Origin of the sequence: Actinosynnema sp. NPDC023794, assembly GCF_040639675.1 — a bacterium.
In the GTDB taxonomy this organism is placed as follows: Bacteria; Actinomycetota; Actinomycetes; order Mycobacteriales; family Pseudonocardiaceae; genus Actinosynnema; species Actinosynnema luteola.
Genome location: NZ_JBFAFR010000034.1, coordinates 58,516 through 83,102 on the forward strand (window position 1 = coordinate 58,516; position 24,587 = coordinate 83,102).

24 protein-coding genes are annotated in these 24,587 nt (G+C 71.9%); 11 read left to right on the top strand and 13 right to left on the bottom strand.

The features are described 5' to 3' along the window. The first annotated feature begins 110 nt into the window (after nucleotides 1–110). The 4 genes from AB0H12_RS38745 (at nucleotide 111) to AB0H12_RS38760 (ending at nucleotide 2,866) form a co-directional block, all read left to right on the top strand. On the top strand, nucleotides 111–473 hold the full coding sequence (locus tag AB0H12_RS38745; RefSeq protein ID WP_499629907.1) for an ATP-binding protein: 363 nt from the start codon (nucleotides 111–113) through the stop codon (nucleotides 471–473). Then, complete coding sequence (locus tag AB0H12_RS38750; RefSeq protein WP_499629909.1) at nucleotides 470–1,216, top strand: SigB/SigF/SigG family RNA polymerase sigma factor; 747 nt, start codon at nucleotides 470–472, stop codon at nucleotides 1,214–1,216. The genes AB0H12_RS38745 and AB0H12_RS38750 overlap by 4 nt, the downstream gene beginning before the upstream one ends. A gap of 99 nt (nucleotides 1,217–1,315) precedes the next feature. Then, nucleotides 1,316–1,681, top strand: coding sequence for a hypothetical protein (locus AB0H12_RS38755; RefSeq protein ID WP_499629910.1), 366 nt, complete (start codon nucleotides 1,316–1,318; stop codon nucleotides 1,679–1,681). Between the two features lie 261 nt (nucleotides 1,682–1,942). Beyond that, a complete protein-coding gene (locus AB0H12_RS38760; protein WP_499629912.1) occupies nucleotides 1,943–2,866 on the top strand; it encodes a hypothetical protein in 924 nt (307 codons plus the stop codon). Nucleotides 2,867–3,271: 405 nt separating this feature from the next. On the opposite strand, the gene AB0H12_RS38765 is transcribed toward AB0H12_RS38760, so the two are convergent. Further along, entirely contained in the window at nucleotides 3,272–4,234 is a 963-nt protein-coding gene (locus AB0H12_RS38765; protein WP_499629914.1) for a DNA topoisomerase IB, read from the bottom strand. Nucleotides 4,235–4,333: 99 nt separating this feature from the next. Between AB0H12_RS38765 and AB0H12_RS38770 the strand changes: the two genes are divergently transcribed. Then, nucleotides 4,334–5,422, top strand: coding sequence for a carboxylate-amine ligase (locus tag AB0H12_RS38770; protein WP_499629916.1), 1,089 nt, complete (start codon nucleotides 4,334–4,336; stop codon nucleotides 5,420–5,422). Nucleotides 5,423–5,480: 58 nt separating this feature from the next. Continuing rightward, complete coding sequence (locus tag AB0H12_RS38775) at nucleotides 5,481–5,840, top strand: STAS domain-containing protein (RefSeq protein ID WP_499629918.1); 360 nt, start codon at nucleotides 5,481–5,483, stop codon at nucleotides 5,838–5,840. Nucleotides 5,841–5,867: 27 nt separating this feature from the next. On the opposite strand, the gene AB0H12_RS38780 is transcribed toward AB0H12_RS38775, so the two are convergent. From AB0H12_RS38780 to AB0H12_RS38795, 4 genes are read right to left on the bottom strand one after another with little or no spacing between them, the layout of a single operon-like run. After that, the gene (locus tag AB0H12_RS38780) at nucleotides 5,868–6,218 is read right to left on the bottom strand and encodes a hypothetical protein (protein ID WP_499629920.1); all 351 of its coding nucleotides are present in this window, start codon (nucleotides 6,216–6,218) and stop codon (nucleotides 5,868–5,870) included. A gap of 58 nt (nucleotides 6,219–6,276) precedes the next feature. Next, nucleotides 6,277–6,705, bottom strand: coding sequence for a nucleoside deaminase (locus AB0H12_RS38785; RefSeq protein WP_499629964.1), 429 nt, complete (start codon nucleotides 6,703–6,705; stop codon nucleotides 6,277–6,279). 36 nt (nucleotides 6,706–6,741) lie between these two features. Further along, entirely contained in the window at nucleotides 6,742–7,071 is a 330-nt protein-coding gene (locus tag AB0H12_RS38790) for a TfoX/Sxy family protein (protein WP_499629922.1), read from the bottom strand. Nucleotides 7,072–7,096: 25 nt separating this feature from the next. Further along, a complete protein-coding gene (locus tag AB0H12_RS38795; RefSeq protein WP_499629924.1) occupies nucleotides 7,097–9,712 on the bottom strand; it encodes a CHAT domain-containing protein in 2,616 nt (871 codons plus the stop codon). 76 nt (nucleotides 9,713–9,788) lie between these two features. Here AB0H12_RS38795 and AB0H12_RS38800 point away from each other — a divergent pair, with 76 nt between their 5' ends. From AB0H12_RS38800 to AB0H12_RS38815, 4 genes are all read left to right on the top strand, one after another. After that, nucleotides 9,789–10,988 carry a S8 family peptidase gene (locus AB0H12_RS38800; RefSeq protein WP_499629926.1) on the top strand — a complete coding sequence of 400 codons (1,200 nt, stop codon included), beginning with the start codon at nucleotides 9,789–9,791 and terminating at the stop codon, nucleotides 10,986–10,988. Nucleotides 10,989–11,169: 181 nt separating this feature from the next. Beyond that, entirely contained in the window at nucleotides 11,170–11,802 is a 633-nt protein-coding gene (locus AB0H12_RS38805; RefSeq protein ID WP_499629928.1) for an RNA polymerase sigma factor, read from the top strand. Further along, nucleotides 11,768–12,232, top strand: a complete 465-nt coding sequence (locus AB0H12_RS38810; protein WP_499629930.1) for a hypothetical protein — start codon at nucleotides 11,768–11,770, stop codon at nucleotides 12,230–12,232. Before AB0H12_RS38805 ends, AB0H12_RS38810 begins: the two co-directional genes overlap by 35 nt. A gap of 86 nt (nucleotides 12,233–12,318) precedes the next feature. Continuing rightward, on the top strand, nucleotides 12,319–13,866 hold the full coding sequence (locus AB0H12_RS38815; RefSeq protein WP_499629931.1) for a diguanylate cyclase domain-containing protein: 1,548 nt from the start codon (nucleotides 12,319–12,321) through the stop codon (nucleotides 13,864–13,866). Here the strand turns inward: AB0H12_RS38815 and AB0H12_RS38820 are convergent. From AB0H12_RS38820 to AB0H12_RS38840, 5 genes are all read right to left on the bottom strand, one after another. Continuing rightward, nucleotides 13,820–14,572 (bottom strand): class I SAM-dependent methyltransferase, encoded by a 753-nt coding sequence (locus AB0H12_RS38820; RefSeq protein WP_499629933.1) that lies wholly within the window; start codon nucleotides 14,570–14,572, stop codon nucleotides 13,820–13,822. The genes AB0H12_RS38815 and AB0H12_RS38820 overlap by 47 nt on opposite strands. Before the next feature lie 70 nt (nucleotides 14,573–14,642). Beyond that, nucleotides 14,643–15,239 carry a GTP-binding protein gene (locus AB0H12_RS38825; RefSeq protein WP_230566264.1) on the bottom strand — a complete coding sequence of 199 codons (597 nt, stop codon included), beginning with the start codon at nucleotides 15,237–15,239 and terminating at the stop codon, nucleotides 14,643–14,645. Nucleotides 15,240–15,286: 47 nt separating this feature from the next. After that, nucleotides 15,287–15,709 (bottom strand): roadblock/LC7 domain-containing protein, encoded by a 423-nt coding sequence (locus AB0H12_RS38830; protein WP_053721145.1) that lies wholly within the window; start codon nucleotides 15,707–15,709, stop codon nucleotides 15,287–15,289. Continuing rightward, nucleotides 15,706–18,705: a sensor histidine kinase gene (locus AB0H12_RS38835; RefSeq protein ID WP_499629935.1), complete on the bottom strand. Its 3,000-nt coding sequence runs from the start codon at nucleotides 18,703–18,705 to the stop codon at nucleotides 15,706–15,708. The genes AB0H12_RS38830 and AB0H12_RS38835 overlap by 4 nt, the downstream gene beginning before the upstream one ends. A gap of 410 nt (nucleotides 18,706–19,115) precedes the next feature. Next, a complete protein-coding gene (locus tag AB0H12_RS38840) occupies nucleotides 19,116–20,078 on the bottom strand; it encodes an ABC transporter substrate-binding protein (RefSeq protein WP_499629937.1) in 963 nt (320 codons plus the stop codon). 292 nt (nucleotides 20,079–20,370) lie between these two features. Between AB0H12_RS38840 and AB0H12_RS38845 the strand changes: the two genes are divergently transcribed. Further along, nucleotides 20,371–21,528 carry a 4-hydroxybenzoate 3-monooxygenase gene (locus AB0H12_RS38845; RefSeq protein ID WP_499629966.1) on the top strand — a complete coding sequence of 386 codons (1,158 nt, stop codon included), beginning with the start codon at nucleotides 20,371–20,373 and terminating at the stop codon, nucleotides 21,526–21,528. A gap of 542 nt (nucleotides 21,529–22,070) precedes the next feature. Here the strand turns inward: AB0H12_RS38845 and AB0H12_RS38850 are convergent. The 3 genes from AB0H12_RS38850 to AB0H12_RS38860 are packed head-to-tail and all read right to left on the bottom strand — an operon-like array spanning nucleotide 22,071 to nucleotide 24,519. Then, complete coding sequence (locus tag AB0H12_RS38850) at nucleotides 22,071–22,952, bottom strand: ABC transporter ATP-binding protein (RefSeq protein ID WP_499629939.1); 882 nt, start codon at nucleotides 22,950–22,952, stop codon at nucleotides 22,071–22,073. Next, entirely contained in the window at nucleotides 22,949–23,755 is an 807-nt protein-coding gene (locus AB0H12_RS38855; RefSeq protein WP_499629940.1) for an ABC transporter permease, read from the bottom strand. Before AB0H12_RS38855 ends, AB0H12_RS38850 begins: the two co-directional genes overlap by 4 nt. Then, nucleotides 23,752–24,519 carry an ABC transporter permease gene (locus AB0H12_RS38860; protein ID WP_499629942.1) on the bottom strand — a complete coding sequence of 256 codons (768 nt, stop codon included), beginning with the start codon at nucleotides 24,517–24,519 and terminating at the stop codon, nucleotides 23,752–23,754. The genes AB0H12_RS38855 and AB0H12_RS38860 overlap by 4 nt, the downstream gene beginning before the upstream one ends. Between the last annotated feature and the right edge of the window lie 68 nt (nucleotides 24,520–24,587).

Below are 24,587 nucleotides of genomic sequence, written 5' to 3' on the forward strand. Positions count from 1 at the left end.
CGGCTTTCACGATTCTGTTGCTCAGTCCTGTGTGGACTGGTGTAGCGGGAGGGGTCCGTGGGTATGCCCCCGGCTACTGCGACGAGGGTTGTGAGGAGCGTTCGCCACACATGGACGGCTCGGAGGTGGAGCTCAGGGTGGCGGCCAGACCCGCCCACCTCTCGGTCATCCGCGCGGTCGCCGGCGCGATCGCGGGTCGCACGCCCGACCTGGCCGTCGACCTGATCATCGCCGTCGACGAGGCGTGCAGCGCGTTGATCTCGCGGACCCTCGACCCTTCGGCCGTGCTTCGGTGCCGGTTCGCCCGGGAAGGTGATTCGGTCCGCTTCCGGGCGGAGGTCCGGTCATCGGCCGTCACCGTCCCCGATCATGACTCGTTGTACTGGCGGGTTGTCAGTTCCGTGACCGATGCGGTGGCCACCTGGGTTGACGGGGAGGGCCGGTTGCGGGTCGAGCTGAGGTGTCGGGCATGAGCGCGGTGGACTACCAGCCGCTGTTCCACGAGCTGGCGGAAGCCGAGCGGGACGGCGAGCACTACCAGCGGCTGCGTGACCGGCTGGTCACCGAGCACCTGCCCATGGCCAGGCACATCGCCGACCGGTTCGCCGAGCGCGGCGAGTCCGTGGAGGACTTGCGGCAGGTGGCGGCGGTCGGGTTGATCAACGCCGTGGACCGGTTCGACGTCACGCGCGGTATCGACTTCCTGGCGTTCGCCGTGCCGACGATCACCGGCGAGGTGCGGCGGTACCTGCGTGACCAGGGGTGGGCGCTGCGCGTGCCGCGGCGGTTGAAGGAGCTGTGCGTCGCCATCGACACGGCCCGGGTGGAGCTGTCCCGCGTGTCCGGGCGCACGCCGACGCCCAGCGAGGTCGCCAGGCACCTCGGCATCGGGGTGGACCAGGTCTACGAAGGGCTGCACGCGACGTCGGCGTACCACCTGCTGTCGTTGGACGAGCAGTCGATCAGCGAGGAGCTGAACTACGCCGACCGCCTGATCAGCGACGATCCGGCTTTGGAGGTCGTCGAGCTGCACCACGCGTTGGATCCGATGCTGCGCGGGCTGCCCAAGCGGGAAAGGCGGATCGTGGTGTTGCGGTTCTTCCGCGGCATGACCCAGAGCCAGATCGCGGACTCGGTCGGCGTGTCGCAGATGCACGTCTCGCGACTGCTGAGCCGGTCCTTGGCCCGGTTGCGCTCGTTGCTCGATGATGAGTAGCGCTCGGGCGCGGTCTGGCCGCTCGTGCGCGGTCGGGCCGCGGCCGGGCCGTTGGGACGCGGTCGGGACCTGCGCGGGACGAGGGAGGGGGTCGCCGTGGTGGCAAGCCCGGTGAGCCTGGCGTGGCCGCAGCGGGCGGCCCTGCTCCTGGGCGTGCTGCTGGTCGCGTGGGGCGTGGTGGACCTCGTGCGGTCGGAGCCGGGGTTGGCGGTGCTGCACCTGGTGACCGGTGTGGCGATCGGGGCGGCGGCGGTGCGGACCCGGGTGGCGCGGCTGGTCGGTTCGATGATGGGTGTCGTGTACCTGGTCGTGTTCGCGTTCGGGGTGAGCGAGGCGGGTGGGGCGATGGACGCCGGCATCGTCGGCAACGCCGTGCACCTGCTGATCGGCTTCGCCTCCGTGGCCGTCGCGGAGGGCTGCGCGTGGTGCGAACAACGAGCCCGCCGCGCCGCCGGCTCCCGCTGACCTCCTCACCTCCGCCCCTATTTCGCCGATTCCTCCTCGCACCGCCCGCCCACCGCCTTTGCCACACCGCTCACGGCCCCGTGGTCCTCGCCCATCCGCCTTTGCCGCACCGCTCGCCGAGCCGTTCCCGCAGCCGTTCCCACACCGATCTCGGGGCCGTTCCCCACATCCGTCGGCGGACTTTCCCGTGCCGGTGAACGTGGTTGCACCTACCCCCTTTCGGGTACCAACCGTGTAACCCGAACGGGGAGGACCGAACCGATGCACACGGCGAGTCTGCAAAACCTGGTCGACGTCGAAGGACCGTTCGTCTCCGTGTACCTCGACGTCGGCGATCACGTGGACCTGCGGTGGCGGGCGATGCGCGACCAACTCCAAGCCATGGCCGCCGACCCGTACCTCGTGGCGTTGGCGCACAACGCGATCGTGTCCGGCACGACCCCGCGCGGCCTCGCCGGGCGTGGCCTGATCGTGGGCGGCGGACGGGTGCTGGTCGACCAGTACGTCCCCGTCCCGCCCACCGGCTACACCGCCCGCACCGGCCCGCTCCCCTACATCCTGCCGCTGGTCGACCTGTCCGAACCCCTCCTGCCGCACGTGGTCGTCCAGGTCGGCGAGCACGGCGCGGACCTGCGCGGCGTCGACCCGACCGGCCGCCCGGTGGCGGTGGCGACGGTGGGCGCGCGGCGTCCCGGACGACGGCTCGACGCCGAGGAGCTGGCCGACGTCGCCGAGGAAGCCGCCAGCCTGGTCGACCTGCTGGGCGCGCCGCTGCTGGTGCTGGCCGGACCGTTGGCCGGGCGGCGTTCACTGCGGGTGGCCTTGCCGACCCGCTACCACCACCTGGTGGTCGAGGTCGAGGGACCAGCCGATCGGGCCGTGCTCCACCTGGCCGGGCGGGCGAACCAGGACGCCCGGCGGGCAGTGGTCGAGCGGTTCCGGGACGAGTCCACGCGGCTCACCGGACGCGCGGTGCACGGACTGGTCGCGGTCCGGCAGGCGTTGGCCGAGGGCCGGGTCGACACCCTGCTGCTGACCGACACGCTCGTCGGCTCGCAGGAGGTCGACGACGGGCGGGCCGACGAGGTGCTGCCGTTGCGCGCGGTCGAGTGCGGGGCAGAGATCGTGCTCGTCGGCGGGGCGGTTCGGCTGCACGAGGACGTCGGCGCCCTGCTCCGCCAGTGATCTCCCGTGATCTCCAGTGATGTCCGCTGACGCCCGGTGCCGTTCGCTGCCACCCAACCGGTGCCGGGTCCCGGCCGGTGATGCGGTGACGGGTGATGCCGCCATGCGTGATCGCGGTGGGGGCGGCTGGGGCGGGGCGGCTGGGAGATGGGCGGCGGACGTAGTGGGGGCAGCCGGTGGTGGGACGGCGGGTGCGGTTGGGGCGGTCGGTGGGTGGTCGAGGTGGGTGGTCGAGGCGGTGGGGTGAGGCGGTGAGGTGAGGCGGATGGGGTGGTTGGCGAGGGCTCCCTCATGGTGTTAACCGAGGTGCGGTAACAGTGTTTCCGTACATTGTCGGCCGTTGATCACTCGAAAGTGTCACCGGACGGTGGAGCGACCTGCAGAAACAGCAGACCGGGCGTTCATTCACCTCCGCAGCATCCGCAGCACGGCCCGTTCCACTGTCCCACGATCAGCCGACCTCGGTCTGATCATCACCCCGTCGTGGTACAGCCGCACCACGCGCGGGTCGACGTAGGACTTCCGCGCCACCGCCGGCGTGTTCCCCAGCTGCTCCGCCACCTCCCGCATCACCGCCGCCTCCACCCGCTTCCGCCCCCGCGCGGACTCCGGCCGACCTTCCCTCGCGAACACCGCCGCCGCCAGCACCGTCGCGTGCCACGTCCGCAAGTCCTTCACCGAGAACTCCGCCCCCACCATCTCCTTGAACCGCTCGTTCACGTCATCCGACCCGACCGCGCACCCCCGCGCGTCCACCAGCAGCCGCTCGTCCCCGCCCCGCCCCCGCAGCAACCCCCGAACCGCCCGCGCCAACGCCTCGTCCTCCACCACCGTCGTGAACCCGATCCCGCCCTTCGCCGGGTAGCAGAACTCCACAGTGGACCGCCGAACGGCCACGTGCGAGCACAGCAACGTCGCCACACCATGCGTCCCGTTGTCCGCCGCGTACGTCTCACCCCCGACCCGGAACACCCCGCGCTCCAACACCGCCAACGCCACCGCCAGCACCCGCCGCCGCGACCGCCCCCGCCCGCCCAGCTCCCGCGCCACCTCCGCCCTGAACCCCGGCAGCAACGGCGCCAGCGCGAGCACCCGGTCGTGCTTCTCCTCGTCCCGGTCCTGCCGCCACCGCTCGTGGTACAGGTACTGGCGACGCCCGGCCGCGTCCGTGCCCACCGCCTGGATGTGGCCGTTCGGGTAGGGGCACACCCACACGTCGCGCCACGCGGGCGGGATGACCAGCGACTTGATCCGCGCCACCGACGCGGCGTCGAGCGGCTCGCCGTCGGCGTCGACGTAGCTGAACCCCCGACCCCGGGCACGACGACGCCAGCCCGTCTTGGTCGGATCACTGCGGCGCAATCTCACAGCGGCCAGGTTCCCGACCGCGACCGAGTGAAACGCCCGTCCCCCGAACGATTCACAAGACCGTGGTTGAAACTGCGGCCGAGTGGGTATGGGACCGGCATGACAGAGCCGTGGACCGTGGGCGTCGAACAGGAGTTCCTCCTCGTCGACCCGGAGTCGCGCCGACCCGTGCCGCTCGCCGATTCGGTGGAGCAGCACGCCGGCGCGGGCCACGACGTGCAACGCGAGCTGACACCGTTCCAGATCGAGGTGGCCACGCCGGTGTGCCGGACCGCCGAGGAGCTGGCGGAGCAGGTCATCGGTGGTCGCATCCACCTGGCGAAGGCCGCGCACGCGGCGGGCTGCCGGCTGCTGGCCTCGGCGATACCGCCGATCGGCACGCTGGGGCCGCCGCCGGGCACGGACGACCGCCGCTACCGCATGATGGAACGCACGCACCGCGCGATCATCGGTGGTCAGGGCGTGTGCGGGATGCACGTCCACGTGGGCGTGCCGGACCGCGACGTCGCGGTCCGCGTCTCGAACGCCCTGCGGCCGTGGCTGCCGACGTTGCTGGCCTTGAGCGCGAACTCCCCGATCGAGCAGGCCGAGGACACGGGTTACGCGAGCTGGCGCACGATCGTGTGGTCGCGGTGGCCGATCAGCGGCCCGCCGCCGCACCTGGGTTCCGCCGCCGAGTACGACCGGCTGGTCGGTGCGCTGGAGTCGACGGAGGTGCTGCTCGACACCGGGATGGTCTACTGGGACGTGCGGCCGTCCGCGCAGCACCCCACGGTCGAGGTGCGGGTCTCGGACATCCCGATGACGGCGCGCGAGGCGGTCGTCATCGCCGAGGTGATCCGGGCGTTCGCCCGCACCGCCGCCGAGTCGGGGGAACCCGAACGGGTGGATGACGTGATGTTGCGCGCCGCGTACTGGCGGGCCGCGCGCGACGGCGTGGACGGTTTGGCCGTCGACCCGCGCACGGGCAACCTGGTGCCGGCCCGGGATCGGGTGGCCGAACTGGTGTCGTGGTGCGCCAACGCGCTCGAGGACGCCTCCGCGCTGTCCACTGTGGAGGATCACGTGGCCTGGCTCGGCGCGCACGGCAGCGGCGCCGCGCGCCAGCGCAGGGCGTTGGGCGGCTCGCCGGACGCGCGCGGGCTGGTCGATCTGATCTTGGCCGAGACGGTCGACGACGGCCGTTGAGGTCTACCGTGAAGGATTCGACGCCACGCCGGCGTCGCTGAGTGAGAGGAGTACCGGCGTGCCAGAACCCGCGGCGACGCTCGCTTCCGTTCGGGTCGACAGACCCGCGGACGGCGTAGTTGTGCTGCACGTGTCGGGCGAGTTGGACACGAGCAGCGCGGAGGAGTTGACCAGGCCGCTCACGGAGCACCTGGTCGAGAACGTGCGGGGTGTGGTGGTGGACCTCGGTGGGGTGCGCTTCCTCGGTTCAGCCGGTTTGGAGTCGCTGGTCGTCGGCAGTCAGCGGGCGAGTGCTCTCGGCATCCCGCTGGTGCTGGTGGCGACCAGCCGGGCGACGCAGCGGCCGATCGAGGCGACCGGGCTGAGCACAGTGTTCACCGTCGTCGGTTCCGTGGAAGAGGCGTTGGACCGGTTCTAGGGGTTCGACTTCCAGGGGATCGACGCCCTACCAGAACCGGCGGACCGTCCTGATGGCGCAGCGCACCGCCCCCACCGGGGGCAGTGCGCCCGCCGGGGGCACCACCCACCGCGATTCGGCCGCCGGGATGCGTCGCGGACCGTGCCAGTAGCGGACGTCGGGCGGCGGCACGTGCCCCGCCACGGGTTCCGGGTCGGGTCTGGCGAGGAACAGCCAGCGCAGCCGGCGGCCGGGCACGGCGAGGATCGGCCCGAGCGGTCCGGCGGAGCGGAGGTGGGTGCTGACCTCGGCGCCCCAACTGGCCGGCACCTCCACCGCCACCGCGCCCTCGGCCAGCACCAGGGATGCCAGTGATTCGTCCACGTGCCACGGTTCCATGCCCGCCGATGGTGGCGTCGGCCCGTGTCGGGATTGTGTCGCCGTGCGGCGCGGCGCGTTAATCCTGGCCGATGTCCTCGAACCACAGTTCGGGCTTGGCGGCGATGAAGTCGGTCATCATCCGAACGCACGCCTGGTCGTCCAGCAGCGTGATCCCGACCCCGTGCTCGGCGAGCCAGTCGTGACCGCCGTGGAACGTCCGGGCCTCGCCGATCACCACGTGGGGTATCCCGAACTGGCGAACGAGCCCGCTGCAGTACCAGCACGGTGACAGCGTGGTGACCATGACGGTGTCGCGGTAGCTCGCCCGGCGGCCCGCGGCGCGGAACGCGGCGGTCTCGGCGTGGGTGGACGCGTCGTCGTCCTGCACCCGCCGGTTGTGGCCGCGGCCCAGGAGGGTGCCGTCGGCGGCGAACAGGGCCGCGCCGATCGGGATGCCGCCCTCGGCGAGCCCGGCGCGCGCTTCGGCCACCGCCACCGCCAGCATGTCCTGTGCGTCCGCGCTCTTGTCCACGGCGCCAACCTACTTGGGCGGCAGGGTCTCGACGAACTCCCGCGCCCGGCCGATCCAGTCGGTGAGGCCGGAGTCCTCGTCCAGCACCGAGCCGTCCACCACGACCCAGCCGCGCATCACCTTGCCGGTCATGTCGAAGACCCGCGTCCCGGGCAGGGCCAGGCACGCCTCCGCCGCGTCGGGGCCGACGCGGGCGATCATGTCGTCGCCGGTCACGCCGACGAGCATGTTGCCGTGCAGCAGGAACGCGATGCCGCCGAACATCCGCTTGGCGCTCAGGCCGGGCAGCTCGCCGACCTCGTCGTGGATCCGTTCGGCCAGGTGCTCGTCGTACGCCATCTCCCGGTCCTCCCCTAGTCGGTGTTCACGCGCCGAAGCACAGGAACCCGGCGCTCGCGGCGAACGCGGCGTCGCCGTCGTCCCGGTGCGCCTGCTGCGCGCCCGCCAGCGCGACCGCGGGCGGGTGGCCCGCGCCGAGCCTGCGGTGCAGGTCGACCATCAGCGGTGTGGTCACCTCGGCCGGCACGGGGATGACCGGCGCGACCAGGGTGCGCGTGCCGAGCCCGAGCAGCGCCGCGGTGAACCCCATGAGCTCGTCGCCGGGCCGCACCGCCGACAGGCCCGAGTCGCACGCCGACAGCACGACCCGAGCGGGCGGTGTGCGCAGCCGTTCGAGGTCGTAGACGGTCAGCGGTCCGTCGGCCAGTTCCAGCGCCGAGAACAGCGGGTTGTCCGCGCGGAACGAGCCGTGCGCGGCCACGTGCGCCAACGGCGCGCCGTCCATCGCCGACGCCACCGCGTCCACCGTCGCCTCGCCGCCCACCAGCACCGAAGCCCCGACCAGGCCGAGCGACGCGATCGCGGTGATCTCCGTCGGCGCGGCCGGCAACCGCGGACCCGCCGCCAAGACCACCCGATCGTGCGACACCAGCACGGATGTCGCGGCACGCAGCCACACCGTCGCCGACGGCACCACCGTCACCGCACGACCGCGGCACGCGGGCAGCGCCGACCACGGCAGGCCGCCGAGCCGACCCGTCGGCGCGAGCACCAGGGGCCGGTCGTCGAGCCGTCGCCGCAACGGTTCCAGCAGCCGGTTCTGCAGCAACCGGGCCGCGTGCTCCGCGCCCGCGCGCACCGGCGTGCGGTCGACGTGCTCGGGCAGCGTCACCAGCCGGTGCAGGGCGAACCGCAGCAGCCGCAGCTCGCCCAGCGCGCCGGCCGCCGGGCCGAGCCGGTGCAGCGACGCCCGGCCACCCGCCACCACCACGGCCAGCAACTCGCCGTCGTGGTCGACGTACTCCACCAACGCCGACGTGCCCAGCGCCCGCGCCAGCTCGCCGACCGCGGGCGGCTTGAACACCGCGCCACCACCGCCGGTCCGCCGGGTCAGCTCGCGGACCCGCTGCTCGCCGCGCACCTGCCGTTGCCGCAGCGCCGCCGTCGGCCGCCCCGCCGTGGACGCCGCTTCGAGGTCCGCCGTCACGGCCCGCAGCTCCGCCAGCGCGTCGGCCAGGCCGGAGTCCTCCGGCGGCCGGGCGGGCGTCATCCGCAGCGCGCCCGCGCGCCACGCCTCCGCCCAGCTCAGCACCCGTCCGGCCCGGCCGCCCGCGACCGCCGCGCGCAGGCCTTCCGAGGCCAGCGCCGCGCCCTGCGCGCCGCTCAACGCCCGCAGCTCCGTCGCGCCCAGGGACACCCGGTACTCGTCCAGCAGCGCCAGCCCGCGCCGCAACGCGATCTGCGCGCCGCGCGCGTTGCCGAGCAGGTCGCGCCGCAACGCCTCGGCGTACCAGCCCTGCACCCGGTGCGCCGCCGGTCCGCCGCGCCTGGCCGCGCCCGCCTCGGTCAGCTCCGCCACGGCGCGCGAGCGGTCGCCGAGGTCGCGGGCGACCAGCGCGCCGTCGACCCGCGCCTCCAGGCCCGCCATCCGCCACCCCAGCGCGTCCAACCGGGTCGCCACCCTGGTCAACGCCGTCACCAGGGCCTTGGTCCGCTGCCCGCTCAGGTAGGCGGCGCGCAGCTCCACGTGCCGCGCGCCCTCCGCCCACACCTCGCGCTTCTCGCGGCGGAATCCCTTGCGCGCGGCCACCGCCATCTCCACGGCCCGGTCCAGGTCGCCCTCCAGCAACGCGATCCTGGCCCGGTAGAACAACGCCTCCGACCGGGCCAGCACCAGGTCTCCGCCCAGTTCCGCCAACGCCCGGTCGGCCGCCGCCCGCGCCTCCTCCAGCAGCGGCACGGACACCAGCAGCTCCAGCCGGTTGATCAGCAACGCGGGCCGCGGCACCGCCAGCCGCCGGTACTCCCGCTCGGCCTCGGCGAACATCGTCAACGCCCGCGGCACGTCGCCCGCGCGTGACGCGGAGATGCCCGCGTTCCACCGCACGTCGGCCACGGCCAGAGCCTGGTCGAGCTCGCGGTAGAGCGCCGCCGCGCGGTCGAAGTCCTCGTCCGCCGCACGCAGCCCGCCGGTGTAGGCGCGCAGCAGCCCGCGGTTGTTCAGCGCCCGCGCCTCCACCAGCCGCTCGCCGAACCGGCGCACCACCTCGATCGCGCCGTTGTACTCGCGCAACGCCTCGTCGTACCGGCACAGGTAGTGCAGCACCAGACCCCGCTGCATCCGGCCGCTGCCCGCGTCCACGCCGCGCAGGTTCGGCAGCGCCGCGTTGATCGCGCGCAACGCCTGCGCGTGCCGCCCGGTGTTCGACAGCACGAACGCGAGGCTCATCCGGGCCAGTGCCGCCGAACGCGCCGAACCCGCCCGTTCGGCGAGGCGCACGGAACGGCGCAAGTGGCGCAGCGCCGCGTCGAAGTCGTGCAACTCGCGGAACGCGAGACCGATCGCGCGTTCCGCGGCGGAGGCCTCTTCGTCGTCGCCGGAAGTCCGCGCCGCCCGCAGCGCGGACCGGCCGATCTCGATGGCCGCCCGCGGATCCCGCTGCCGGGCTTCCAGCGCTGCGGCGGCGGAAACCCCTGCCACGAACCCACCTTATTACCAAGTCGGCTGTGGTAGCTTGCTCACACCCGGCACCCGTCGACGTCGCTGTGAGGCCTCGGTGTCCGAACCATCGAATCGCTCCGGGCTCTACCAGGAGGCCTTCCAACAGGCCATCCGCAACCACAAGAGCTACCGCCTCCACCCCGAGCGCGGCCGGGAATTCCTCTTCGTCGCCGGTGAGCTGCTGACCATTCCCGAGGACGTCGACCGGGTCGCCCGGAAACTCGCGCAGAACAACATCGGCAACAGCCGCGGCCGGGATTTCGCCGGCATGGCCCGGCTGGTCCTGTCCCGCGATTCCGACGACATCCCGGAGATCGTCCGCCTGCTGCGGGACCCGGCGCAGTGGCCCGGTGAGCGCACGCCGTACGTGCAGCCGCACCACGTGCTCGTCGGGCACGGCGGCAACATGCACGGCAACCCGGGCGAGCCGCCGCGCGTCGGCACGCCGCTGGCGGACCCGGACCCGGCGAGCACCGGCCTCGGCCGCGGCGTCGTCGTCGGCATCGTGGACACGGGCATCTCGGCGACCGCCGCGATCGACCACCCGCGGTGGCTCGGCGACGCGTTCGTCCCCAAGGCGGAGGAGGTCGACGCCGCCTACCGGCACTCCGACGTGTTCGCCCTCGAAGGCGGCCACGGCACGTTCGTCGCGGGCGTGGTCCGGCAGGCCGCGCCGGGCGTGCGGGTCGACCCGGAGAAGGCGTTGGACCCGAACGGCCTCGGCACCGAGGAGCAGTTCGCCCGGGCGCTGGCGTCGTTCGACGAGAAGGTCCAGGTCGTCAACATCTCGATGGGCTGCTTCACCCAGGACGACACCGCCTCCGAACCGATCCGCCGGGCGCTCGCGGGCCTGCCGCGCGACGTCGTCGTGGTGGCCTCCGCGGGCAACCAGGGCACCACCCGGCCGAGTTGGCCGGCGGCGCTGCCCGGCGTCCTCGCCGTGTCGGCGATCGCCGAGGAGCGTGACGGCAGCCGTGCGCCCGCCTGCTACGCCAACCACGGGCACTGGGTCGACGCGTGCGCGGTCGGCAACCGGACCAGCACGTTCCTCAAGGGCCGGTGGGAGCTGCCGGGCCTGCCGGTGGACGTCTACGACAGGTTCGCCTACTGGCTGGGCACCTCGTTCGCCGCGCCGCACGTGGCCGGGCGGATCGCCGCGACGATGACCCAGCACGGCCTGACCGCCGTCGAGGCCCGCGACCACCTGCTGGTCGGGAAACCGGAGTTCTTCCCCGGCTACGGGGTCTCTGTGTGACGGCCGCTGCTCCGCGGACGGCGGCGACCTGACAGGAGACTGCCGAAGCTTGTATCTCGCAGCAGGGTCGCGGCTCCGTAGTGTGTGGCAGCGAAGAATCCGAAGTCCGTGACCCGGCTGGGGTCCGCGCCGGCGCAGGCCGGGGCGGAGGCGCAGCATCCCCTGGACCAGAGGAGGGGACGTGACCCCTGCTTCCCCGATCGCCGCGCTCGTGAGCGCGGCGGCGGAGGGCGACCAGCGCGCGTGGAACGAGATCGTCGCGCGCTTCACGCCCTTGGTGCTGGCGGTGGTGCACCGGCACCGGTTGCGGCACGCGGACGTGGCGGACGTGCACCAGACCGTGTGGTTGCGGCTGGTGGAGCAGCTGCGCAGCCTGCGGGAGGCGGACGCGCTGCCCGGGTGGATCGCGACGACCACCCGCAACGAGTGCCTGCGGGTCCTGCGGGTCCAGCAGCGCACCCTGCCGTACGACCCGCGCTCCGAGGACGAGCCGGCGAGCCCGGACGACGCGGTCGCGGACCTGGACGAGGAGCTGGAGGCCGCCCAGCGGCGGCAGGCGCTGCGGGAGGGCTTCCGCGAGCTGCCCGAACCGTGCCGGGTGTTGCTGGCGAGGCTCATGGCCGACCCGCCGCCGAGCTACGCGGCGGTCGCCGAGCAGCTGGCGATGCCGGTGGGCAGCATCGGGCCCACCCGGATCAGGTGCCTGGAGAAGTTGCGCAAGACTCCCGCGGTGATGGAGCTGGTCGAGCCGCGGCCGGCGGGCGGAGGAGGTGTGGTCGGTGTTGAGGGACGATCCGGGGTGGGAAAGCGATGAGGTGCTGCTGCGGGAGCTCGGCGAGGCGCTCGCCGAGGAGCGCGACGTGCCGGAGCACCTGCTCGAAGCCGCGCGGGCGGCGTTCGCGTGGCGCACGGTCGACGCCGAGCTGATCGCCCTGACCAGCTACGACTCCGCGCTGGACGACGAGCTGGCGGCACGGGCGCGGGCGACGCAGACCGCGCGGCAGCTCGTGTTCGACGCCGAGGGCGTGTCCGTGCAGGTCGAGGTGACCGAGGCGGGTGTCGCGGGCCAGGTGCTGCCGGCGGGGCCGGGCCGGGTCGCGCTCGTCACCGCGACCGGGCCGGTGGAGGAGGCGGAGCTGGACGAGCTGGGCATGTTCCTGCTCGGTCCGCCGCCGTCGGGGCCCGTCCGGTTCCGCTGCGAGGTCGGCGGCACGACGGTGATGACCGACTGGGTGTGTGTTTAACCCGATCCGGTGAAACCTTGACGTCGGTGGCCGGTGGTCCGAAGATGCGGTGACCTGATCTTCACCTTCCGCCGCACACCCACTCGATGACCGAGCCAGTCCGCGTCACCACCGCCGAGGGGAGCGTTCCCACGGCGGTCGAGGCGTGGGCGCTGCCGGAGCTGTTCCGGCAGGTCTTCGTCGGTTCCACGGCGGGCATCGCGATCTTCGACGCCCACGGGGCGCTGGTGGGCGCCAACCCGGCGCTGGAGGCGATGCTGCCGCCGGCGGAGCTGGCGACCCTGTTCACCGCCACGCCGTCCGCCGCGAACGAGACCAGGACGCAGCGGCAGTTCACCGACGCGGCCGGCGAGCCGATGTGGACCGAGGTGGCGCTGTCGGTGGTGCGCGACGCCGACGGCCGGCCGCGCTGGCACGTCGCCGTGGTCGAGGACACCACCGAGCAGCGGGTGCTGCGCGACTACCTGCGCCACCAGGCCCTGCACGACGTGCTGACCGGCCTGCCGAACCGGCAGAGCTTCCTGCCCGGGCTGGAGCGGGCGCTGAGCCGGCCGGGCTCGATCACGTTGTGCTACCTGGACGTGGACGGCGTCGCGATCGTCAACGACGGCCTCGGCTACGAGGCGGGCGACGAGCTGCTCAGGGTCGTGGCACGGCGGCTGACCGCGGTGGTGGCGGACGAGAACGCCACGGTCGCGCGCATCGGCGGCGACGAGTTCGTCGTGCTGATCGAGGACTCGCCCACCACGCCGGGCATCTCCGCGCTGGCCGAGGCGATCGAGGCCGCGCTGGTCGAGCCGGTGCGGCTGGCCGGGCACGGCGTCGGCGTGTCCGCGGGCATGGGTTTCGTCCGCACGTCGGCGCGCGGGTCGGACGCGATGGCGTTGCTGCGCCAGGCGCACAGCACGCTGCGCCGCGCGGAGAGCGGCGGCAAGGGCCAGTGGGGCATCTACGACGCCGGGCGGGACGCCCGCGACCGCGCCAGGTTGTCGCTGATCGCGACCATGCCCGGCGCGTTGCAGAACGGCGAGATCGCGCTGGACTACCTGCCGGTCGACCGGCACGGCGAACGGGTCGCGGCGGCGGCCCGGCTGCGGTGGCACGAGGCGGAGTACGGCCCGGTGTCGCACGAGGAGTGCCTGCGTTTCGCCGACGAGCTCGGGCTCAGCGGCCAGCTGGCCGAGTGGGTGCTGGACGAGGCGTGCGCCTTCGCCGCGACCGAACGGCTGCCGGTGCTCGTGCGGCTGTCACCGGACCAGTCGCGCGACCCGGACCTGACCTCGCCGGTCGTCGAGGCGTTGCGCTCCTCGGGTCTGCCGCCGGAGCTGCTGTGGCTGAGCCTGTCCGCGCGGAGCCTGGCCGCACCGGCCGAGGACCTGGACGCGGTGGAGGACAACCTGCTCGCGTTGGGCGGCATGGGAGTCCGGCTGCTGCTGCACGACGTCACGTTCGGCCTGCCGGAACTGTCCGCTGTGGAGCGGCACGGCCTGCACGCCGTGGAACCGGCCGTGCCGCCGGGGGAAGCGTTGGCGCACAAGGCCTTGTCCGCCGTGCTGCCGCTGGTGCGGGCGGCCGGCGCGCTGGTCGTCAGCGACGGTGGCCTGCCGGACGCGGACCTGGTCGTGCGATCGTGATGATCTCGCGGCTGGTGTCGGTGAGCGGCGAGCGGTCCCAGAAGCCGTAGCGCTCGGCCACGTCGAACCCGGTCTCCCGCAGCAGCGCGTCGAGGTGGTCGGCGTCGGTGAACCGCAGCGTGCCGCGGTCGACGCGGGGCTGCGGCCAGTCCGGGCTGCTGAACGTCTCGGTCATCGTGACCAGCCCGTTCTCCACGCTCTCCACGAAGTGCTCGACGCGCACCCGCTCGCCGTCGTGGCCGACGATGTCGGTGCCGTTCTCGGGCGTCCACCGCTCCCACGCCCGCGCGCCGGGGTTGCGGGTCTCGAACGCGAACCGCCCGTCCGGCTTGAGCGCCCGCCGGATCGCGGTGAACTGGGCGCGCGCCTCGTCGTCGGTGAGGAAGATCTGGAACGCGTGACCGGTCATCACGACCAGGTCGAACTCCCCGTCGAACGCGACCGTGCCGAGGTCGCCGCGCACCCACTCCACGCCGGGGTCGCGCCGCGCCTGCAGGAGCATGCCCTCGGCCGGGTCGAGCCCGACGAGCCGACCGGCGTGCCCGCCGGCGCGGGCGGCCTTGAGCAGCGTGCCCGTGCCGCAGCCGACGTCGAGCACGGCGTCCGCGGCCAGCACCAGCTCGAGGTAGAAGCGGTCGTCCTCGCCGAACTGGTTGATCAGGTCGTAGTAGGCGGCCAGGTCCGGGTCCTCGAAGGAATCTGCCACCCGGGCGAGTGTGGCCCGCACGGCGACGGGCCGCGACCGATTTTCGGCCGCGGCCCGTCGCGCGGGTGGGTCAGGCGAACGTCGGCTGCCGCATCGCGTGCTGCACCAGCGTGATCAGCGTCTGCTTGGTCGACTGCCGGTTGCGCGCGTCGCAGGGCACGATCGGCACCGACTCGTCGATCGTCAGCGCCTCCCGGATGTCCTCGATGCGGTGGTGCAGCAGGCCGTCGAAGCAGTTCACGCCGATCACGTACGGCAGCTCGCGGTCCTCGAAGAAGTCGATGGAGGCGAACGCGTCCGCCAACCGGCGGGTGTCCACCAGCACGACCGCGCCGATCGCGCCCTTCACCAGGTCGTCCCACATGAACCAGAACCGGTGCTGACCGGGTGTGCCGAACAGGTAGAGGATGAGGTCGCTGTCCAGCGACACCCGGCCGAAGTCCATGGCCACCGTGGTGGTCATCTTGTTGGGCGTGGCCGAGAGGTCGTCCACGCCGACGCTGGCCTCGGTCATCACCGCCTCGGTGGTCAGCGGCACGATTTCCGACACCGACCCGACGAAGGTCGTCTTGCCGACACCGAACCCGCCGGCCACCACGATCTTCGTCGACGTGACGGTCAGGCTCGCCGCGGGTGACCCCGGCCGGTCGGGAGCGCCACCGCTCATGTTGCTCTGCTTTCCCTAGTAGTAGGACCTCGCCGGGTGGTGGGACCTCAGCCGCGCATGGCGACGTGCAGCTGCGAGCGGATCTCCGGGGTGAGCTGGACGCCGACCCGCTCGACCAGCCGCGTCATCGCGTAGCCGATCAGGCCGATGTCGCAGTTCGGCGCCGCGAGCACGGCCAGGCACGAGCCGTCGCTGATGGACATCAGGAACAGGTAGCCCCGTTCCATCTCCACCACGGTCTGCTTGACGTCGCCCGCCTCGAAGCAGCGCGCCGCGCCGAGGTTCAGGCTGACCAGGCCCGACGCGACGGCCGCGAGCTGCTCGGCGCGGTCGATCGGCAAGCGCTCCGAGGACGCGAGCAGCAGTCCGTCCGCGGAGACCACGATCGCGTGCGCGACGCCCGCGACCCGGGCGACGAAGTCATCGACCAGCCAACTGAAGTTTTCGAGTTCCTCGGTTGCGGTGGTCACTTCTGCTCCTTGGTCTGATTCCCGCCGTTGGCGGGGGTGTTGTCGTCGAACGACACGCCGTCCCACGGCATGCCGGCGTCATCGCCCGCCTGACGGCCGAGTTGCACGCCTCGCTGGTAGGTGGCGAAGCGCTGGCGCAACCGGTCGGCGGACCTGCGCGGCGGCACGGCGGTCGCCACACCGGCCGACGAGGCGCCGTTCGCCGACGGCTGCGCCGCCGCCGGGGCCGGCGTCGAACCGCGCGAGGGCGCGGAGAGCGAACCCGGCATCAGGCGCGCCTTGGGCACGCGCTTCGGCAGGCCCGCGGTGGTCGTGTCGTCCACCGGCGCCTTGAGCGCGCTGGTCGCCAGCGTCCAGCTGTCGTCCGCCGCCGCGCCCCAGCCGGGCCCCGACGACGCGCCGGACGACGGGATCGCCGACGGCGCGGGCTCGCGCTTGGGCAGGCCGGCCGGGGTCGAGCCGCGCGGCTCGGGCGGCTTCGGCCTGCTCGTCGGCGCGGGCGGCGGGGTGATCAGGTCGGAGCGGTCGGTGTACGCGGTCTGCTCCGACGCCGTGCCGACGTGGCCGCCGTCCGTGCCCATCAGCTCGGCGCGGTCGGCGAACATCGTCCTCTCGGACGCGGTCTCCGGCGGCACGGTGGGCGCCGGGTGGTCGGCGACCTCGCCGCGCACCACGCCGCCCTCGGCCTCGCCGCCCTGGAACCAGCGCGACAGCACGTCCTCGTAGATCGGCAGCCGCTGGGTGGACGCGTCGTCCTCCTCCCGCTCGACCTCCACGACCGGCTCGGGCGCCAGGCGCCGGGCGGCCGACGGCGGGTACGAGTAGTCCGGCACCTCTTCGCCGGGCGGCGGCACGGTCTCCGTCACGGTGGCGGTGAACAGGTCGTCCACCGGGGTCTGCTCGACCTGGAAGTACCCGTTGGGCTCCGCTTCGTGCGTGTGCACGACCTGCGGTCCGGTCGAGGCGGGCAGCTCCAGCGGCGCGTAGCCGCCGGGCGCGATCTCCGGCGTCCACTTGGGCACGCCGGCCAGCACGCCGACACCGCTCTCCTCCAGCTGCGGCGCGGCCTGGCGCTGCGGCAGCGCGGCCGGCGCGGGCCGGGGCGCGAGCGGCTCGGGACCGCGGTGCAGCAGGTCCATCGGGAGCACGACCTGCGCCGTGACGCCACCCTCTATGTCGTCGTTGTTGCTCAACGTGACCCGGATGTTGTGCCGCTTGGCGAGCTGGCCGACCACGTACAGGCCCATCTCGCGGGCCACCGACACGTCGACCTCGGGCGGGTCGGCGAGCTTGGTGTTGGCCTCGACGACGTCCTGCTCCTGCATGCCGACGCCGCGGTCGTGGATGCGGATCGACACCTCGCCGCGCCGGGTCTCGATCGCCCGCACGGTGACCTTGGTGGTGGGCTTGGAGAACGCGGTCGCGTTGTCCAGCAGCTCGGCGATGAGGTGCGCGAGGTCGTTGACCACGCGGCCCTGCACCTTCAGCTCGGGCGCGGGCGCGATCTGGATCCGGGCGTACTTCTCGACCTCGGACACCGCGGCGCCGAGCACCTCGGAGATCGGCACCGGCCGGGTGACGCGGCGGTTGACCGTGGTGCCGGAGAGCACCAGCAGGTTCTCGCTGTTGCGGCGCATCTGGGTGGCCAGGTGGTCCAGCTCGAACAGGCTGGCCAGCTGGTCGGGGTCCTGCTCGTCCTGCTCCAGCCGGTCGATGACGGTGATCTGCCGCTCGACCAGCGCCTGCGAGCGCCGGGACAGGTTGATGAACATGTCGTTGACGTTCGCGCGCAGCGCCACCTGCTCGACCGCGAGGCGGACGGCTTCGCGCTGCACGGCGTCGAACGCCCGGGCCACCTGGCCGACCTCTTCGGTCGTGTTGATGGGCACGGGCACCAGCGCCTCTTCCGCGGCACGTGCCGGGTCGCGGTGCGTCCGGATCCGCTTGATCGCGTCCGGCAGGCGGTTGCGGGCCACGTCCAACGCGGTGCGGCGCAGCACGCGCAGCGGCGTCAGCATCGAGCGGGCGACGAAGGCCATGAGGGCGAACGCGATCACCAGCGCGACGGCGACCAGCGCCGCGTCGCGCCACGCGGACGCGCGGGCCGCCTCGGTCAGGTCGATCGAGGCCTGGTCGGCCTGCCGCTCCAGGTCCTGGGACACCTGCCGCAGCAGCGCCGCGGTCTCCTCGCCGACCGCCATGACGTCGCCGTCCGAAATGGACACCTCGCCGGCGTCGGCCTGCTGCACCAGCGCCAGCTGCACCAGGCTGTTGCGCGCGTCGACCGGCGTGCCGGTCACGGTGTCCGACAGCAGCTGGCGGTTCTCCTGGCTCGCGGTGACCGCGAAGTCGGTGAGCGCGGCGTCCAGTCGGGACTGCGCCGCGCGCAGCGCGTTGGCCTGGCCTGGGGCGAACTCGCCGCGCTTGGCCGTCGACAGCAGGATCGAGTTCTGCTGCGTCAGCTGCTCCTTCGCGGAGTAGAGCGCGAGGTTGGCGCCGGCCAGCGGCGTGATCGTCTCGTTGCTCAGGCTGCTCGCGGTCGCGCGGTGCACCTGCGCCAGCGCGGCCAGCACCTGGCCGTAGGCGCTGTGCACCGAGATGTCGGGGTACTTGGTGGTCGTCACGGTGTTCCGCAGCGCGTTGAGGCCGTCCAGCGACTGCAACGACTTCTGGAACGCCTCGCGCACCGCGTCGTCGACACCGGTCGTGGAGGCCGCGACGTCGCGCAGCCTGCGGACCTCGGTGTCGACCTTGCTCGAGCGCGTCTGGAACTCGGGGCCGTTCTCCTGGCGACCGCCCGCGACGAACCAGACCGCGGCGTCGCGTTCCAGCTGCAGGGCGTCGGACACCGCCGCCACCTGGGCGGACAGCTGGAGTTCCCGCTGGACCTGGCCGAACAGCTCCACGTCGTCCAGCTGGGTGTTCAGCCTCAGCCCGGCGAGGGTCAGCGTGCTCAGCGCGGGCACCAGGAGCACCACGGCCAGCTTGCTGCGCAAGCGCCAGTTCCGCAGCCGCCACCGGGACACTCCCCGGTCGCCGGGCACGGCGCCTGTGCTGGGCCCCGAGTCGGGTGGACCGCTTCCAGCGGCACCCGTGTCGAGTTGAATCCGCTCCGGATCTCTCCCGGAGGCGTGGTCGTCGTGACCGCGCACCGTCAGCACACTCCCCAGCCCGGTGAAACGACACTTCCCTACAAACCCGGTGGATCTTGGTGGAAAAAACCGCCGAGTCATACCGCCGTTCGGACGAGGTAGCCGGTAGTTTGCAAATCAACCATTGTCGCGCGGACCACACGTGGACGCGCTAAACGATCGCTAACCGGCGTTCATGGTTTTTTCACGCCCTCGACCCGAGCGGGAAACACCCGAGGGGGAGCCCGGCCCCGACGACGGGCTCCCCCGTCGGATCAGCTACCTGACGTGGTGACCAGCATCGGCTTGACGTCGAAGTCCTTCTCGAGCAGGCCGTAGGTTCGCATCAGACCCGCCACGCGCTGCAAGCGGGTGGCGTCCAGCGTGGTCGGGAACTCGCCGAAGTGCACGAGGCTGGCGGTTTCCTTGTCGACCTTCGCGTACTCGACCAGCAGCGGCTCGACCGTGGGGCGGTCCGCCGCGTCGCGCTGGCCCTTCGCCATCGCGCGCTGGAACGCGGCGACGGTGTTCGGGTTCTCCTTCACGAACTTGCCGGTCGTGGCGTAGCCCGCGATCGGGATGTCCGCGGTGGGGCCGGACGCCGCGTCGAGCACGGTGATCTGGCCGCTCGCGCGCTGGGCGCGGCTGATGAACGGCTCCACCATGAAGGCCGCGTCGACCGTGCCGTTCTGGACCGCCGCTTCCATGTCCGGGAACGGGAACTCCTTGAAGTTGACCTTGGCGGGGTCGACGTCGTTGGCTTCCAGGGTCGCCTTCGCGGTCAGCTCGGCGATGTTCCGGAACGTGTTGATCGCGATGGTCTTGCCCTCGAGGTCCTTGGGCGACTTGATCGGGGAGTCGGCCTTGGCGAGGATCAGGAACATCTCGGGCTTGGCCTGGTAGCCGTCGCTGACCAGCTTGAGGCCGTCGACGGCCTTGGCCGCCTCCTTCGCCTCGGCCGCGAAGAACGAGACCCAGTTGCCGAAGGAGATGTCGAGGCTGCCGTTGATCAGGCCCGGGATGGCCATCGCGCCACCCTGGATGATCTCGGGCTTGACCTCGAGGCCCTCCTCCTTGAAGTAACCCTTCTGGATCGCGACGTGGACCGACGCGACATCGAGGATGTTGAGCAGGCCCACGGTGATCGTGGCCTTCTCGACCTTGCCCGGCGCCGCGGCCGTGGTGGGCTTCTCCTCGGAGCCACCGAGGAGGCCGCAGCCGGAGACGACGGCGAGCATCGCGACAGCGGAGACTACGCCGAAGATCCTTCGTGCCGAGAGGCCGACTCTTCGAGTCATGGGGGGCATCTCCTGTTGGAGTGAAGACTTTGCGGGGGCAGGATGCACGAGCGACAGGGTGCTGCAGAACCACTCAAAGTGACACGAGTGGTTCGACAAGACCCCAGTCGACCGACACTCGAAGGCTGATCCACTACCTTCGGTGAGCATCTTTGCACAGGCTGTCCAGAGGTTGGGGTATGCGGTGAGCGATCTTGACGCGGAATGGGCCGTACAGAGCAACCGGCGCCCGGTGGGCATCGTCGGAGCGGGCCCGGCGGGATTGACCTTGGGGAACCTGCTCCGCGAGGCCGGAATCCCCTGCGTGGTGCTGGAAAAAGGCACCCGCGAGCACATCGAGACCCGGCCGCGCGCCGGGGTGCTGGAGCACCGCGCGGTGCAAATGTTGACAGAGCACGGGCTCGCGGACCGGTTGCTCCAAGAGGCGGACAGGCATGGCGCGTGCGAATTCCGGGTGAACGGTGAAGCGCACGAGGTGGACTACGCCACCTTGTACGACGGGCAGACGCACTACATCTACCCGCAGCAGGAGGTCGTCCAGGACCTGGTGCGGCACTACGTCGACGAGCGCGGCGGCGCGGTGCGGTGGTCGGTCACGGACGTCGAGCTGCACGACATCGAGTCCGCCGAACCGGCTCTGACCTGGACGAACGCCGACGGCACCCGCGAGCGGCTCGACTGCTCGTTCATCGCGGGCGCGGACGGGTTCCACGGCGTGACGAGGCGCAGCATCCCGGCGGGCGCGGTGCAGGAGTTCAGCCACCAGCACGGCATCGAGTGGCTGAGCATCCTGGCCGAGGCGCCGCCATCCACCCACAAGGTGATTTACGCACTTCACCCGGACGGATTCGCGGGTCATATGCTCCGCAGTTCGACGGTTTCGCGCTACTACCTCCAGGTCCCGGTGGACGACTCCGTGGACAACTGGCCGGACGAGCGGGTGTGGGCGGAGCTGCACAAGCGGCTGGCGCTTCGGGACTCGGACTGGAAGCTCACCGAGGGGCGCATCGTCGAGAAGCGGATCCTCGACATGCGCAGCCACGTGGTCGAACCAATGAACCACGGCAACCTCTACCTGCTCGGCGACGCCGCGCACATCATCACCCCGGTGGGGGCAAAGGGAATGAACCTCGCGTTGCACGACGCCGAGGTGCTCGCCGACGCCCTGACGCGCTACCACCGAACGGGTGATGAGACGGGGTTGCGGAGCTACTCCGAGGTGTGCCTGCGACGCGTGTGGCGTGCGCAGGAGTTCTCGCAGTGGATGGTGTTCATGATCCACCGGTCGCCGGAGCCGTTCCTGAGCCGGTTGGGTCAAGCCAGACTCGAACACCTCATCGCCTCCAGGTCGTCCGCCGGCTATTTCGCCCAAAACTACGTGGGACCCTAGGCAGAACACCTCACGATTAGCGGGACCCATTACCGGGGGAACACCCCACGTTGACTCGGAACATCGGCGCCTTGTTCTCCGCCACGGCATTCAGGCGTGCTCGCCCCGGAGAACAAGGCGATGACCCGACCGGGTTACCGACACATTCGAAGTGTCATCACGGGCAGACATCGTGCCGCCGGGCCGATGTATTCGCCGCCGATTCCACCCGCTGGGCGGCCGGGCCCGCCAGACGACATCCCGCCGACGACGCGCCGAGGGCGCGGAAATCATCGGCGAACAATCCCGCCGAGGCGACCGGAAAAGCACTCGACGCACACGTCGCGTGATCACGCGACGACGGCGCGGTGATCATCCGCGAAGGCCTGTCGCGGCGGGAAAGATGTCGAATCGTTGTCAACGATCGCCGTCGAAACGGCGCCCGGAAACCGCTGCCGGCGGGCCCGGACACGACAACGGGCGACCCACGGCGCCGGCGCCCTGAGAGGGCCGACAAGCCGCGGATCGCCCGTCGGGCGTTCTCTAGGCCCGGGAAGGGCCTGTCACGTCGTGGCGCGCTCCTCGGCCTCGGCGCGCGACACCTCGGCCCGCTCCGCCTCGGCCCACTTCGCCGCCTGCTCCTCGTTCGCCTTGCGCCGCGCCTTGACCTCCTCGGAGGTCTTGCCGACGTTCAGCAGCCGGGCCACCTCGCCCCGCAGCGCGACGAACGCCTCGGACTCGCGGGTGGTGATCTGGTCGCGCTGCGCGGGCAGGTCGACCTTGAGGTCGGCCACCACCGACGCGGGCGACGTGGAGAGGACCAGGATCCGGTCTCCCAGGTAGACGCTCTCGTCGATGTCGTGCGTCACCACGAGGACCGTGGTGTCCTGTTCGGTGCGGACCTTCAGCAGCAGGTCCTCCAGCTCGAACCGGGTCTGCGCGTCCACCGAGGCGAACGGCTCGTCCATCAGCAGCAACGCGGGCCGGTAGGCCAGCGCCCTGGCGATGGCGACGCGCTGCTGCATGCCGCCGGACAGCTGCCACGGGTACTTGCGGCCGGCCGCCGACAGCCCGACCCACTCCAGCGCCTCGGCCGCGCGGGCCCGGCGGTCGGCGCGACCCAGGCCGCGGCGCAACGGGAACTCGACGTTCTTCTGCACCGTCAGCCAGGGGAACAGCGAGCGGCTGTAGTCCTGGAACACCACGGCGAGGTCGTCGGGCACGCCGCGGACCTCGTTGCCGTGCAGGCTGATCTCGCCGTGGGTCGGGCGGATCAGCCCGGAGATGGTGCGCAGCAGCGTCGACTTGCCGCAGCCGGACGGGCCGACCACGCACACCAGCTCTCCGGTTCCGACGGTGAACGACAGGTCGGCGATCGCGGTGTGCGCGCCGTCCTTCGCCTGGTAGGTGTGGCCGAGGCCGGCCACTTCGAGCATCGCGGTCATACTGCTTTTTCCTCCACCGTCGCGGGGGTGCGCTCCTGCTTCGGCTGCCACGCAAGGGCTTTGCGCTCGAAGCCGAGGAGCACGGTGTTGAGGGCATAGCCGAGGACACCCAGCAGGATGATCCCGGCCCACATGTCGGGGAAGTCGAACTCCCGCTGTGCGACGAGGAGTTGCGACCCGATCCCGTTGTCGGTTCCGACGAGTTCGGACACGACCATGAGCACCAGCGACAGCGACAGGGAGACCCGCAGCCCGGCGAAGATCTTCGGCGCCGCCGAGGGCAGCACGACGCCGAGGATCCACTGTGGCTTGGGGATGCGGAACACCGCCGAGGTCTCGAACTTCGTGGCGTCGACGGAACGGGCGCCGTCGATGCTGTTGAGCAGGATGGGCCACAGCACGCCGAAGATGATCGTGGCGAGCTGCATGGTGGTGCCGACGCTGAACACCAGCAGGAACACCGGCACCAGCAGGGGCGGCGGGATCGAGCGCATGAACGTCAGCAGCGGCCCGACGTACTCCGCGGCCTTCTCCGAGCGGCCGAGCGCCACGCCGAGCGAGACGCCGACGACGGCCGCGATGCCCCAGCCGGCGAGCAGCCGGCCGACGCTCGGGAACACGTGCCCGAACACCGTGTCGGTGAGGAACAGGTCACCGGCCGGTCCGGACAGCCACAGGTCGTGGGCCGCCGCGGCGATCACGGTCGGGCGCGGGAAGAAGGTGTCGTCGGCGTACCAGGTGAGCAGTTCCCAGACCACGACGAGGCCCGCGAACACCGCCCACCGCTGCAGGAATCGACTCACGACCGACCTCCGGTGACCGAACTCCAGCCGACCCAGCGGCGCTGCGCGCGTTCGAGCCCTTCGTTGAGCAGGTAGCCGATCACACCCGCGACCACGGTGCCGGCGAGGACGACGTCCATCCGGCCACCGCCGCTGCGCGCGTTAGCGATGAACTGCCCGATGCCGCCGGAGCCGCCTTCCAGCAGCTCCACGCTGACGATCACGACCAGGCTCGTCGTCGCGGCGAGCCGGATGCCGGTCAGCACGAACGGCATCGCGCTCGGCAAGGCGACCGACGCCAGCACCCGCACCCGGCCCGCGCCGAACGCGCGCGCCGTCTCGACCAGCAGGGGGTCGAGCTCGTCGAGCGCGTAGATGGTGTTGAACAGGATGGGCCAGATCGCCGCGTACACCGCGAGGGTGATCTTGGTTTCCGGCCCGATGCCGAGCAGCAGGACCGCCAGCGGGATCAGCGCCACCGACGGGATGGGGCGCAGGAACTCGACCACGGCGCGGGTGGCGTGCCGCACGGGCGCCACGCTGCCCAGGACGAGGCCGAGCGGGACGGCGATCCCGACCGACAGCCCCACGGCGACGAGCACGGCGAGGACGGTCGCGATGACATCCCTCAGGAAAGGCTCGTCCCCCAACAACTTCACGAGCTCCACCGCTACGACGGACGGCGGTGGCAAGTACTCCGCGGGAACCAGCCGGGACCGGCCGAACAGCTCCCAGATGACGAGGAACCCGGCCACACCGAGCAGTCCTCGGGTGAGCGCACGCACGCGCAAACGCCTCTTCCCAGTTGATCAACCCCAGCCAACCCGGCTCAATCTAGAGAGTGAAGTCCCCC